The following is a 12,847-nucleotide window of genomic DNA, read 5'->3' as shown; positions in this document are numbered from 1 at the left end:
TGCCGGTCCCGGAGGATGTCTCGTGGATCGATGCGGCCGCCTTTCCCAATGTGTTCATCACCGCCCATGACGCGCTGATCACCAACGGCGAACTGAAAGCAGGCCAATCGGTGTTTATCAATGGCGCCTCCGGCGGTGTGGGCATGGCCGCCATCATGATTGCGGCCGCACTGGGTGCCAGCCCTGTGATCGCCTCGTCGCGGTCGGCGGCAAAGCTGGACCGCCTGGCGGGCTTCGGGGTGGACGCTGGCATCAATGCATCCCGTGATTCGCAAGTGGAAACCATCATGGCGGCCACCGGCAAGCGTGGCGTGGACGTCATCATCGATACCATCGGCGGCACGGTATTCGAGGACCACATCAAGAGCCTCGCGGTAAAGGGGCGCCTGGTCAATCTCGCGAGACTGGGTGGGGCTAGCACTGCACAGGTCGATATCAACCTGCTGTGGCTGAATCGCCTGAAGCTGATCGGTGCGACGTTCCGCACGCGCACCGAGCAGGAACGTCTCGATTGCATCCAGGCATGCGCACGCGACCTGTTGCCGTTTTTCCGCAAAGGCAAGCTCCGCCTCCCGATCGACCGAACCTTCCCGATGGATTCGATCGCCGACGCCTACGCGTACATCGCGAGCGGCCAGCACATGGGCAAGATCGTGCTCATTGCCGATTAACTGGTGAAACTGGCCAGTTGCCACTGATCGCCAGGCCACGAATCCCCACCCGCGCGAATTGGCTCGAATTGGCCCCTGAAAGGGCATTGGCGCGACTCGCCAAATTGTGGCGCGATGGGTCAAGCGCGTGAGGCGGCTAGTGCCGACAATCAAATCCAAGCTATCCGCTGCCCGCTGGCGGGCCTGTCAAACTCATACGCCAAAGGAAAATTCGCCATGCATATCAATCCGCTCACCTGCTCGATTGGTGCCGAACTGTCGGGTGTGAGTCTCGCCGATGTGGCGCGGGACGATTCGCTGTTCGCCGAGATCAAGGCACTACTGTTGAAGCACCGGGTGCTGTTCTTCCGGGACCAGGACATTACACGCGCCGACCATGTTGCGTTCGCCAGGCGCTTCGGTGACCTGGAAGACCACCCTGTCAACAATACGGTGCCGGGATACCCTGGCCTGATCGAGATCTACAAGAGTGACAAGCGGGACCACTTCGAGAACACCTACCACACCGATGCGTCGTGGCGGGCGAGCCCGCCCAAGGGCGCGGTGCTGCGCTGCATTTCGTGTCCGGAGGTGGGTGGCGACACCATTTGGGTGAACATGGTGGACGCGTACAAGAACTTGCCGGAAGAGATCAAGCAGAAGATTGCGGGCCTGCGTGCCAAGCACGGGATCGAGCATTCGTTTGGCGCGATCATGACGACGGAGGAGCGGGAGGAACTGGTGCGGAAGAACCCGCTGGTGGACCACCCGGTGGTCAGGACGCACCCTGAGACGGGAGAAAAGATCCTGTACGTGGGGCCGTTCGCGACACACTTCATCAACTACCATACACCGGAGAATGTGCGCGTCGGGCAGGACAAGACCCCGGGCGCGAGCCTGCTGCTGAACTACCTGCTCAGCCAGGCGGCGATTCCGGAGTACCAGGTGCGCTTTCGCTGGAAGCCGAACAGTGTCGCTATCTGGGACAACGTGGCGACACAGCACTACGCGGTCAGCGACTACTGGCCGGCGCCGCGCAGGATGGAGCGCGCCACCATCAAGGGCGATCGTCCGTTCTGAAGATGTCGCGCGCGCCGTCCGGCGCGTCCCCACGCTCGACGGCTCGCCACTGCTTGATTCTGGATGGCGGCTTCGGCAAGACATCCAAACTTAACGAGGAACCCGGATCCATGACCTCCAGAAAGCTGCCCACGGTTGTGATTGTCCCTGGCCTTCGCGATCACATGCCGGATCACTGGCAAACGCTGCTGGCTGAGCGTATTCAGGAAATTGGAGGCGCGGCGCACATCGTGCCCCAGATCGACCAGGACAAGAGGCTGTGCAGCGCGCGAGTAGCCAACCTCGATCGCGTCGTGAGCGGCATCGATGGCCCGATCATCCTGGTTGCCCATAGCGTCGGGGTTCTGATCACTGTTCACTGGGCACAGCAAACGAAGCGCGAAATCAAGGGGGCGCTGCTGGCCGCGCCCCCCGATTACGACACGCCGCTGCCGGCCGGTTACTCCGATCCGCAGACGCTGGCAACGAATGGCTGGACACCGGTGCCGCGCGAGCGCCTGCCGTTTCCAAGCATCGTAGTCGGCAGCCGCAACGACCCTATCGGTGAGTTCGAGCGAATCCGCGAGCTCGCGCAGGCCTGGGGCAGCCGCTTCGTCGACGCCGGCGAAGTTGGCCATCTCTCGCCGGCCGATGGATATGGCGCGTGGCCGATGGCAGAGGCATTGATTCGGGAGTTTTAAGCAGCTGGATGGGCTTCAGCTGTCAGATGCAGTGAAGCCTGCGCGGACCATTCCATGACGGCAAGCGCCTATTGCAGCATGCCGGGAGGCAATACGCTCAACCCTGAAACACCACTCGACGTTGCCCTGCGTTGACTCCTGAGGACACCGTTCTCGTCGAACTCGAAAAGGACCGTGGACGATCTGATCTCCCCTCCGGCAAAGAGCGGACCAATGAACGGAATAAAGCTCTCAGGGTGGGTGTGGGAGGTCGCAAATGAATAGATCAGTATCGTTGATCCGTTATTCAGTGCCGCCTGGGATGTAGGCGCCCCAAGCTGCGCCGTCACGTCGTCAAGGGTGGAGAAACCGAGCATGAAGTCCGACAATTGCTCCTGCTTCACGTCGATGCCCGTCGATACACAGGCGACCAACATGGCGCAAGTCACAATCAGTGCGTGAACACGCTTCATGTCGCCACCGCGGTACATTTTGTGCCGTGACTGAAAACGTCCTGAAGGCCATCTTGCCAGCCTGGCCGCGCGTTGCATCCGGCACCGTATTCAAAGAATACGCCTTTGTTGAACGCTTCGCTGACGCTCCCGGTTGGCCACGCCTGGACAGCAGATCCAGGCTGCCAAGGGGAACGCCCGCGCCGAGGGATTTCCCTCACTGTCCTGGCAAGACGAGAAGTAAGCCGCCCCCCACAGGGGGCGTGAAACTGTCGTTTACGTCAAGCCTTTGACATTGCCCTCGRCCAGCCTCCAATTAAACCTGCGGATGCGCGGTCCCCGTAATGTAATGCTCCAGCTGCTCAATAATGAACCTCTGCTCCGAAATAATATCCTTCACCAGATCCCCGATCGACAACATCCCGATCAGCTTGTCCCCATCCATCACCGGCAAGTGCCTCAACCGATGCTGGGTCATCAACGCCATGCACTCATCGGTACTCTGATCCCCCCGCACATAAATCACCGCCGACGTCATGATGTCGCGCACAAACGTCTCCCGCGACGTGCGCTGCATCAGGATCACCTTGCGCGCATAGTCCCGCTCGCTCAGGATGCCGACGATCTGGCTCTCGCCGCGCTCGATCACCAGCAGCRCGCCGATGCCTTTCTCCGCCATCAACTGCAGCGCGGCATAAACCGTGGCGCCGGGAGGAATACTGTAGATAGCCTGGGTTGGTTTGGACTCAAGAACCTGCCTTGCAGTTTTCATACCCACTCCTTGTTCGATCCCAAAGGATTGCAAACCAGACCCGCGCGGAATAGCGGGAGCGCCTGACAGGGCACCTGCGCGTGCGCCGCTGCCTGTAGCTTTCAGATTAGCATCCCCCGCGCGCGCCTTACAGGGTGACGCACACGAATCTTTGTAAAAAGACAAAGCTGCCGAAAAGCGCTGCGCAAACCCGCCGGCAGGCGCTATAAAGGAGAGGGAGCGCGCTATATGGCGCGCGCACTGCGCAGGAGGGCCAGCCATGGCCACCGAGTCCGTTGCCGGAAAGCGCGTCATCGTCCTCTTCGATGACAGCCGTTGCATCCATTCGCGCCACTGTACGCTGGACCGCCCGGACGTCTTCGTACCCGGCGTGGAGGGCCAGTGGATCCATCCGGACAACGCCACCGCCGAGGAAATCGCCGAGATCGCGCACAACTGTCCGTCAGGCGCGATCGGCTACCAGACCCGCGACGACTCCCCGGGCGAGGCCGCGCCCCTGGTCAACGTGGCGCGCGTGCTTGAGAACGGCCCGCTGGCGCTGCGCGCCGCCATCGCCATTGACGGCCAGCCCGCCGGCTTTCGCCTCACGCTGTGCCGCTGCGGCGCGTCGCGCAACAAGCCCTTCTGCGACACCAGCCACGCCGGCGCGGGCTTCACCGCCAGCGGCGAGCCCGCCACCGTGGAATCGGCGCCGCTGGCGCAACGCGACGGGCCGCTCGATATCCACCCGATTCCCAACGGACCGCTGCGCATCAAGGGCAATCTCGAAGTCATCAGCGGCACCGGCAGAACCGTCAACCGCATGACCGAGGCCTGGCTATGCCGCTGCGGCCACTCGGGCAACAAGCCGTTCTGCGACGGCACGCACAAGAAGGTGGGGTTCAGGAGCGATCAGTAACATCGGCGCCAAGCGGCGGCGCATCTCCCAGCGCCAGCAGGCAAAGCCGCTCCATCTGCGTCACCCACGCCGCCCGCGATGACTCGTCGGCCTGCAGCAAGAGCCGATAGCGGCGCGCACCCCAGACCGCTTGCAGCAGGCTCTGCACGGTGGCGGCATCCGGCGCGCGCGGCAGATCCGGGCATGCCGCCAGCGTTTGCTGCCAGGTCGCGCACAACTCGTCGAACACGCGGCGATGATGCTTGGTCTCGGCGATGCGCGCCTCCAGCATCAGCATCTCATGCTCGAAACCCTCCAGCGCGGCATCGTCCGCGCCACAGGTCAGCCGCACCAGGCGCCGGATGCGCGTGGCCCAGTCCAGCCCGGCCGCGTTCACCGCCTCGGCGTCGATGCGCGCCAGCATCGACTCGATGGTGTGCCGCACATAGCCGGAGAGCAGTGCCTCCTTGTTGGGGAAGTACTCGTACAGGGTACCCACGGAGCAACCGGCTTCCAGCGCCACCGCGCGCGTGGTCACGCCGTCCCAGCCGCGCACGCGCCATATCCGAACAAAAGCCTCGTAAATGGCGTTCACGGTAAAGCGTGCGCGTCGCTGCGACGGGCGTTTCAGCGGCCTGGCCGGCGCTGGCGCCGCATCGGACGCGGCACCCGCGTTTCCGAACCCGGCGGCCGGCTTGCGGCGATACATTGGTGGCATCGACCTCGACGGTAATTAAGGAGACAAGATGGAACACACGGGCCAAGGCGACAATGCGGAACAATCGCTCAGGGTAATCCGCCTGCTGACTCGCAAGCATGCCCTAAACGAAAGCCGGCTGGAAGCGCGCCAGGAACGCATCGACGCCGCCCCCGGCGAAGTCCTGCTGAAGATCGACCGCTTCGCGCTCACCACCAACAACATCACCTACGCCGCCTTCGGCGACGCCATGAACTACTGGCAGTTCTTTCCCACCGGGCAAGAGGAATGGGGACACATGCCGGTGTGGGGCTTCGCCGACGTGGTCGCCAGCGGCGTTCCCGGCGTGGAGGCGGGCGAGCGCTTCTATGGCTATTTCCCTATCGCCAGCCATATCCGCATGCAGCCCGAGCGCGTCACCGTGCGCGGCTTCTACGATGGCAGCGAGCATCGCAGGCCGCTGACCTCCGCCTACAACCAGTACACCCGCGTGGTCAACGACGCCGCCTACGCGCCGGAGCTGGAAAACTACCAGATGCTGTACCGGCCTCTGTTCATCACGTCGTTCATGCTGGCCGACTTCCTTGAGGACAACCGCTTCTTCGGCGCGACCCGGCTGGTGGTATCCAGTGCCTCCAGCAAGACGGCCTACGGCACCGCCTTCTGCCTGCGCGACCTCCCCGGCATCTCGCTGGCGGCCATCACCTCCGGGCGCAACCGCCCCTTCGTCGAGGGCCTGGGCTGCTACGCGGAAGTGGTCAGCTACGACACGCTGGAAACGCTTGCCAACGACGAGCCCACGCTCTATGTGGACTTCTCGGGCGACGAAGCGCTGCGCGCGCGCGTGCATCACCACTTCGGCAGCGCGCTGGTGTACGACTGCTTCGCCGGCTCGGCGCAGAACACGGACTTCCTGCGCGACACCGGCCTGCCCGGACCCAAGCCCGAGTTCTATTTCGCGCCRGTGCAAATCCGCAAGCGCAATGCCGACTGGGGGCCCGAAGGCGTGAACCAGCGCTTCAATGCGGCGCAACGCGCATTTATCGATCACGTGAAGGCGCCGGGCAACGGCTGGTTGTCGCTGATCGAAGAGCAGGGCTTCGGCGCGGCGCAGGAGAGGATCGCCAGCCTGGTGGCAAGTGGGAGCGAGCCCAAAGAGGGGTATGTAGTGCGGATCGGATGATGCCGGTGCACTGATATGCGATGGGCCGGGGAGGCGCGGCGGACGAACATCGGGCTCGCCGCGCCACGATCACCCCCCCGTCACTCCGCGCTCTGCAGGTACCGCTGGCGCGCCTCTTCTTCCAGGCGCACGTCTTCCACTTCCTGCAGCACGGCTTCCACATCCACCGGCCGGTCATCCACCTCGACCCGCCCCGTCAGCTTCACGCCCGGATGCAGCAGGCCGGCCTGGTAAAGCGCCCAGATCTCCTTGCCGTACTGCGTATCGTTGAGTTCCGGCGCGAACTGGCCGAAGTAGAACGCGAGGTTGTCCACATCGCGTTCCAGCATCACGCTGGCATCGTTGTTGCCGGCGGCGTCCACCGCTTGCGGCAAGTCGATGATGACCGGCCCCTCGGCATCCACCAGGATATTGAATTCGGAGAGGTCGCCGTGCACCACGCCGGCGCACAGCATCAGGATCACCTGCCCGATCAGCGCCGCGTGGAACTCCAGCGCCAGCTCCGGGCTCAGCGCCACATCGTTCAGGCGCGGCGCGGCATTGCCATCGGCATCCACCACCAGTTCCATCAGCAGCACGCCCTCGAAGCACAGATGCGGCCTGGGCACCCGCACGCCCGCGGCGGCGAGGCGGTACAAGGCATCCACCTCGGCGTTGTGCCAGGCTTCCTCGGCCACCTTGCGCCCGTAGCGCGTGCCCTTTTCCATGGCGCGCGCCTGCCGGCTGCCCTTGACCTTGCGCCCTTCCTGGTAAGTCGCGGCCTGCCGGAAACTGCGCTGCGCGGCATCCTTGTAGACCTTGGCGCAACGGATCTCGCCGCCGCAGCGCACGACGTAGACCGTGGCTTCCTTGCCGCTCATCAGCTGGCGCACCACTTCGTCGACCAGGCCGTCCTCGACCAGCGGCTGCAGCCGCTTAGGCGTTTTCATCGGGATGCGCGGCAATGGCCATGCGCCATGCCTGTACGCACCCCACATCCGCGCATCGGGTACCGCAGCGTCGCCGCCACCGTTATTCCGTCAGCATGCGCACTTTCACGCGCTTGCCCTTTACCGTCCCGTCATTGAGCTTGCGCATCGCCTCGCGGCCGATCGAACGCTCGACCGCCACGTAGGTGGACATGTCCATCACGTTGATCTTGCCGATCTGGTGCTTGGCGTAGCCCGCGTCGCCGGTGAGCGCGCCGAGGATATCGCCGGGGCGCATCTTCTCCTTGCGCCCGCCGAGGATCTGCAGCGTGACCATGGGCGGCAGCAGGCGCTCGTTGCTGGCCGGGGCCAGTTCGGACAGCGGCTGCCATTCCATCTCGGTGCCCATGGCCTGTTCGATATTGCCCACGCGGCCCATCTCGTTCATGCTGGCCAGCGAGAGCGCCCAGCCGTCCTCGTCCGCGCGGCCGGTGCGGCCGATGCGGTGGACGTAGACCTCGGGGTCCGGCGTGACGTCGACGTTGATCACCGCTTCGAGCTGGGCGATGTCGAGGCCGCGCGCGGCCACGTCGGTGGCAACCAGCACGGAGCAGCTGCGGTTGGCAAACTGCACCAGCACCTGGTCGCGCTCGCGCTGTTCCAGCTCACCGTGCAGGGCCAGGGCTTCGAAGCCTTGCGCGCGCAGCAGGTCGACCAGGTCGCGGCAACGCGCCTTGGTGTTGCAGAAGGCCAGCGTGCTGACCGGGCGGTAATGGTTGAGCAACAGGCTTACGGCGTTGAGGCGGTCGCTGTCTTCCACCTCATAGAAGCGCTGGCGGATCTTGCTGTCGTCGTGCTGCTCCTCCAGCTTGATCTCGCGCGGCTTGCGCAGGAACTGCTGGCTGAGCCGGGCGATGCCTTCGGGATAGGTTGCCGAGAACAGCAGGGTCTGGCGCTCCTTGGGGCAGTGGCTCGCCACATAGGCGATGTCGTCGAAGAAGCCCATGTCGAGCATGCGGTCGGCTTCGTCCAGCACCAGGGTGTTGAGCGCATCCAGGTGCAGCGTACCGCGCTCCAGGTGATCCATGATGCGTCCGGGCGTGCCCACGGCAATATGTGCGCCATGCGCCAGGCTGTCGGCCTGGGGGCGCATCGGCGAGCCGCCGCACAGCGTCAGGATCTTGACGTTCTCTTCCGCGCGCGCCAGGCGGCGGATTTCCTGCGTGACCTGCTCGGCCAGCTCCCGCGTGGGGCACAGCACCAGCGCCTGCACGTCGAAACGGCGCGTATCCAGCCGGTTCAGCAGCGCCAGCGCGAAGGCGGCGGTCTTGCCGCTGCCGGTCTTGGCCTGCGCGATCAGGTCCTGGCCGGCCAGCGCGACCGGCAGGCTGGCGGCCTGGATCGGGGTCATGGTCTGGTAGCCGAGCTGCTCCAGCGTCGCCAGCGTGGCGGGCGAGAGGGGCAGTTTGGAGAAAGAGGCGCCGGCAGCGGCGGACGCTGCGGATTGGGTAGGGCTTGAGTTCATGCCGGATTATAACGGGCTTGCGCCCCTCCATCGTCTATCCACCCCTGGCATCGGCCTGCCATGGCGGCGCCTGCCACCCCAGCCGCGCCAGCAGCGCCTGCGCCGCCGCCGGCGCGCGCTCCTTGGCGCCGTTGATAAAGAAAACGAACACCTCACGCTTGCGCTTCGCCGCCGCCTTGCCGTCCACCCGCGGCAGGTCTTCCGGGATGCCGCCAGAGGCCCAGGCCCGCACCCGCTCGCCCCACGCATCGAGCGCCTTGGGCGCATAGCCGGTCTTCAGCTTCTCGCTGCTGCGCATCAGCCGCGCATAGACAAAATCCGCGGTGAGATCGGCGAAGGACGGAAACTTGTCCGAATCGGTGAAGACGGTGGCGGCCTTGTACTTGCGCGCAAGCTGGAGATAGTCCGGCGTCATGAAGCTCTCGTGCCGCACATCGAGCACATGGCGCAGTTCGCGGCCCTCGACCGAGGCAGGCAGCAGCGCAAGGAAGGCTTCGAAGTCTTCGGGGTCGAACTGTTTGGTGGGTGCGAATTGCCAGACGACAGGGCCGAGCTTGCCGCCCAGCTCGGCAATGCCGCTATCGATAAAACGCGCGATGGACTCGGCGGATTCCGCCAGCACCCGGCGGTTGGTGGCGAAGCGCGATGCCTTGAGCGCGAACACGAAGCCATCGGGCGTCTCGTCGCGCCATTTGGCGAAGGAGCTGCGCTTCTGGGTGCCGTGGTAGGTGCTGTTGATTTCGATGGCGGTGAGCTGGCGGCTGGCGTATTCGAGTTCCCGGCTTTGCGCCAGCCTGGCGGGATAGAAGTTGTCGCGCCATGGGGCGAAGTTCCAGCCGCCGATGCCGATGCGGGCGATGGCGCCGCCGGCGGCTTCGGGCGTCCTGGCGGCCTTTCCGGTTGTCTTCGCGCTTGCTTCAGCCATGCGTTCGCATCCTTTGTCTGGCGGTCGGTCCAGCAGTCGAAAGCGTCGGCGCGCGCTGGAAAGACTCAGGAGAAGCGCACGCAGTAAATCGGCGGCAGATGCGCCGAGAACAGCTTCCAGCGTTCCCCGCCGCTCTCCGAGATCCACAAGCCGCCGGTGGTGGAGCCCATGGCGAGGCGGTCGCCGCTATGGTCCACCGCCAGGCCGTGCCGGTAGACCAGGTCGTAGGCCGGCGCGTCGGGCAGTCCGTCGGAGAATACCTCGAAGCTGACCCCGCCGTCGCGCGTGCGCGTGACAGCCAGCCTGCCGTCTACCGGCACGCGGCATTCGTCCTTCACCGCCGGCACGAACCACGCGGTATTGGGCCGGCGCGGATGCGCCGCCACGGCAAAACCGAAGCTCGACGGCTGGGCATGCAAGCGTTGCCAGTGCACGCCGCCATCGCCGGAGCGGAAGATGCCGCCATGATGCTGCACCCACATGGCGTTCGGATGGCCGGCGCACTGCACCAGGCGGTGCGGGTCCTGGATATTGCCGTCCTCGCGCCGCTCCGGCGGCATGTAGTCGGCCACCATGCCGCTGGCGGTGCAGGTCCAGTTCTTGCCGCCGTCCCGGGTCTGCCAGACACCGCCGCACGATACGGCAACCGTGACGTGGCGGCTGTCGCGCGGATCCACGCAGATGGAATGGATCCCCGGCACATCGTAGYCACCGCCGAACCACTCGCTGCGTTCGGGGCGGTCCCAGAGCGGACGGTTCAGCGCCCAGGTCGCGCCGCCGTCGCCGGAGCGGAACAGCCCGCCCGGCAGGGTGCCGACCCAGAGCGCGCCGGGTTCATCGGTGCCGCCCGCTTCCATCGACCAGATCTGCTGCAAGGACCACGGCACCGGGGCCGGCGGGCCGGCCTGCGCCGTATCTCCGGTTTGCGCAGCGGCGGGTACGCCGTCCGGGGCGGATTCGTGGCGACGATCCGGCTCCGGCTGAGGCGGATAAACCGGCACCGAGCACACGCCCCACTCCGTGCCGCGCGCCCTGCGCCGCCACAGCTTGACGCCAAAGTGCCCAAGGTTGAGTGCCGCGTACAAGGTGCCGTCGCGCGGATCGGCCAGTACCATGCTGACCGGCTCGCCCAGGAAATGCACCGAGTCCTGCCGCCATGCGCCGGCGCTGTCGCGCCGCAATATGAACAAGCCCTTGCGCGTGCCAACGAAAAGCTGATCGCTCATGCTGGACTCCTGTCTACAGCGGCATGCCTTCGGCGCCCTGTTGTCAGCGGCCTGTTGTCAGCCTGTTGCCAACGGCAGCTTGCGCTGTCAACCGCCGGACAGYGCCTGCACCACAAAGATCTGGCTGCTCTCGCCCACGCGGTCGCTCAGGCGGCGGCGGTCGCGAATGGCGGAGCCATCGACAAACACGGCCAGGTGCCGGCGCAACTGCCCCTGATCGTCCAGGATATAGCCGCGCAGTTCCGGCTGCTCACTGAAAGCCCGTTCCAGCGCGGCACACACGGTAGCCGCGCAGACCTCGCGTTCCGGGCTGGGGACATGGCGCTGGATGGCGGCGGCAAAGACAAGACGTGGCATGGTTGCTGGCTAGCGAGGGGACCGCTGGCAGAGTATGCGAACGTCTTGCAGTGTAGGAAATCCTGCGGGGAGTGCGCGTGCGATCGCACTCCCCACCCGGAACGGATGCACTATCGGTCACGCCGCGCGCATCCCGCAATGCAACACGCTTCAGGCGGCCTTCCCTTCCTGGCCCTGGCGCAGCCGGGTGCTGGCAATCGCAGCCAGCACCAGCATCCCCGCGATGATCAGCAGGCCGTTCTTCGTGCTGCCCGTGGTCTGCTCGATCACCCCCATCACGGACGGGCCGATAAAGCCGCCGACCAGCCCGCAGGTGTTGACCAGCGCCAGCCCGCCAGCCAGCGCCACGCCGGCAAGACGGGACGACGGAAAGAGGAAGATGACCGACTGCACCACGAAGAACATCGATGCCGTCAGGCTGAAGCCCACCATGGCCACCACTGGCCCGGCATACGCCGCGAGCAGCAGGCCGGCGGACATGACGGCAAGCCCCGCGATCAGCATGCGGCGGCAGCGCCGCGGGTTGCTGGCGAAGCGCGGCAGCGCCGCCGCGCCGATGGCCGCCGCGATCCACGGCACGGAATTGAGCAGGCCGATTTGCAGCGGCGACAGCTTGCCATAGGTGCCGATGATGCCCGGCAGGAAGAAGATCACGGTGTAGATGCTGATCTGGTGGCAGAAGTACACGAAGATCGCGAGCCAGATCTGGCGATCGGCCAGGCAGCCCCGGAACGAATGCCCGACGTGCCCGGCGGCCGCTTCCTCGGCTTGCTCCGCCGCCAGGCGGCGTTCCACCTCGCGGGATTCTTCGGGCGACAGCCAGGTCGCGGTGGCGGGGCCGTCCGGCAGCTTCTTCCACACGACAAATGCAAACGCCACCGCCGGCAGGCCTTCCAGGACGAACATCCACTGCCAGCCGCGCCAGCCCAGCACGCCGTCCATTTGCAGCAGCGCGCCGCCAAGCGGTCCGCTGAGGATGTTGGCAATGCATACGCCCAGCAGGAAGTACCCGGTCGCGCGCGCCCGCTCCTTGCGGCCGAACCAGTATGTCAGGTAGAGCATCACGCCGGGGAACAGGCCCGCTTCCGCCGCGCCGAGCAGCAGGCGCATCACGTAGAACGAGGTCTCGCCGCTGACAAAGGCCATGCCGGTGGACAGCAATCCCCAGGTGATCATGATGCGCGTGATCCAGAAGCGCGCCCCTACCTTGTGCATGATCAGGTTGCTGGGCACTTCCAGCAGCGCGTAGCTGAGAAAGAACAAGCCCGCGCCCAGGCCGTAAGCCGCCGCGGAGATACCCAGGTCGACCGCGATGTGGCTCTTCGCCAGCGCGATATTGGTGCGATCGAGGAAGCTGATCACATAAGCCAGCACCAGCAGCGGCATCAGCTTCCTGAACAGCAGCGCGTTCAGCGAGCGCTGATCGGCAAGCGGCGCTTCTCGTGCGGTTTGCACATAGGTGGTAGACATGAATGGTGTCTCCTGTCGGCGGTATATGTTTTGTTTTCGAAGGCAACGGCAACAGCAGCAGCGTGG

At 65.3% G+C, this 12,847-nt stretch carries 14 protein-coding genes; 5 read left to right on the top strand and 9 right to left on the bottom strand.

The annotated features are described in order from the left end of the window. The 3 genes from AC1DKD_RS31340 to AC1DKD_RS31330 all read left to right on the top strand — a co-directional run. Positions 1-671 (top strand): zinc-binding dehydrogenase (locus tag AC1DKD_RS31340; RefSeq protein WP_477144125.1); only part of this gene is annotated, 671 nt, incomplete at its 5' end. A gap of 216 nt (positions 672-887) precedes the next feature. Beyond that, on the top strand, positions 888-1,730 hold the full coding sequence (locus tag AC1DKD_RS31335) for a TauD/TfdA dioxygenase family protein (RefSeq protein ID WP_441633966.1): 843 nt from the start codon (positions 888-890) through the stop codon (positions 1,728-1,730). A gap of 110 nt (positions 1,731-1,840) precedes the next feature. Next, complete coding sequence (locus tag AC1DKD_RS31330; RefSeq protein ID WP_441633968.1) at positions 1,841-2,410, top strand: RBBP9/YdeN family alpha/beta hydrolase; 570 nt, start codon at positions 1,841-1,843, stop codon at positions 2,408-2,410. 68 nt (positions 2,411-2,478) lie between these two features. Here AC1DKD_RS31330 and AC1DKD_RS31325 read toward each other — a convergent pair whose 3' ends face one another. Both AC1DKD_RS31325 and AC1DKD_RS31320 read right to left on the bottom strand, forming a co-directional pair. Then, complete coding sequence (locus AC1DKD_RS31325; RefSeq protein WP_441633970.1) at positions 2,479-2,862, bottom strand: hypothetical protein; 384 nt, start codon at positions 2,860-2,862, stop codon at positions 2,479-2,481. A 295-nt stretch (positions 2,863-3,157) separates the two neighbouring features. Beyond that, complete coding sequence (locus AC1DKD_RS31320; RefSeq protein WP_477144124.1) at positions 3,158-3,613, bottom strand: CBS domain-containing protein; 456 nt, start codon at positions 3,611-3,613, stop codon at positions 3,158-3,160. Positions 3,614-3,872: 259 nt separating this feature from the next. Between AC1DKD_RS31320 and AC1DKD_RS31315 the strand changes: the two genes are divergently transcribed. Beyond that, positions 3,873-4,511, top strand: coding sequence for a CDGSH iron-sulfur domain-containing protein (locus tag AC1DKD_RS31315; RefSeq protein WP_441633973.1), 639 nt, complete (start codon positions 3,873-3,875; stop codon positions 4,509-4,511). On the opposite strand, the gene AC1DKD_RS31310 is transcribed toward AC1DKD_RS31315, so the two are convergent. Beyond that, positions 4,495-5,199, bottom strand: coding sequence for a TetR/AcrR family transcriptional regulator (locus AC1DKD_RS31310; protein ID WP_477115376.1), 705 nt, complete (start codon positions 5,197-5,199; stop codon positions 4,495-4,497). The two genes, AC1DKD_RS31315 and AC1DKD_RS31310, sit on opposite strands and share 17 nt — an antisense overlap. 37 nt (positions 5,200-5,236) lie before the next feature. On the opposite strand from AC1DKD_RS31310, the gene AC1DKD_RS31305 reads away from it, so the two are divergent. Beyond that, complete coding sequence (locus tag AC1DKD_RS31305) at positions 5,237-6,370, top strand: DUF2855 family protein (protein ID WP_441633976.1); 1,134 nt, start codon at positions 5,237-5,239, stop codon at positions 6,368-6,370. 80 nt (positions 6,371-6,450) lie between these two features. On the opposite strand, the gene AC1DKD_RS31300 is transcribed toward AC1DKD_RS31305, so the two are convergent. The 6 genes from AC1DKD_RS31300 to AC1DKD_RS31275 all read right to left on the bottom strand — a co-directional run bounded on the left by AC1DKD_RS31300 (position 6,451) and on the right by AC1DKD_RS31275 (position 12,781). Further along, the gene (locus tag AC1DKD_RS31300; RefSeq protein WP_035872477.1) at positions 6,451-7,299 is read right to left on the bottom strand and encodes a PA4780 family RIO1-like protein kinase; all 849 of its coding nucleotides are present in this window, start codon (positions 7,297-7,299) and stop codon (positions 6,451-6,453) included. An 82-nt stretch (positions 7,300-7,381) separates the two neighbouring features. Further along, entirely contained in the window at positions 7,382-8,803 is a 1,422-nt protein-coding gene (gene dbpA, locus AC1DKD_RS31295) for an ATP-dependent RNA helicase DbpA (RefSeq protein WP_441633978.1), read from the bottom strand. A 34-nt stretch (positions 8,804-8,837) separates the two neighbouring features. Further along, positions 8,838-9,728: a DUF72 domain-containing protein gene (locus AC1DKD_RS31290; RefSeq protein ID WP_441633980.1), complete on the bottom strand. Its 891-nt coding sequence runs from the start codon at positions 9,726-9,728 to the stop codon at positions 8,838-8,840. A 65-nt stretch (positions 9,729-9,793) separates the two neighbouring features. Further along, entirely contained in the window at positions 9,794-10,954 is a 1,161-nt protein-coding gene (locus AC1DKD_RS31285) for an exo-alpha-sialidase (protein WP_477144123.1), read from the bottom strand. An 87-nt stretch (positions 10,955-11,041) separates the two neighbouring features. After that, positions 11,042-11,311: a ubiquitin family protein gene (locus AC1DKD_RS31280; protein ID WP_035872484.1), complete on the bottom strand. Its 270-nt coding sequence runs from the start codon at positions 11,309-11,311 to the stop codon at positions 11,042-11,044. 150 nt (positions 11,312-11,461) lie between these two features. Next, the gene (locus AC1DKD_RS31275; RefSeq protein WP_045240421.1) at positions 11,462-12,781 is read right to left on the bottom strand and encodes an MFS transporter; all 1,320 of its coding nucleotides are present in this window, start codon (positions 12,779-12,781) and stop codon (positions 11,462-11,464) included. Positions 12,782-12,847: the final 66 nt, after the last annotated feature.

Source organism: Cupriavidus sp. 05T313, from assembly GCF_056396665.1.
This window is presented reverse-complemented; position numbering and strand designations above follow the sequence as displayed.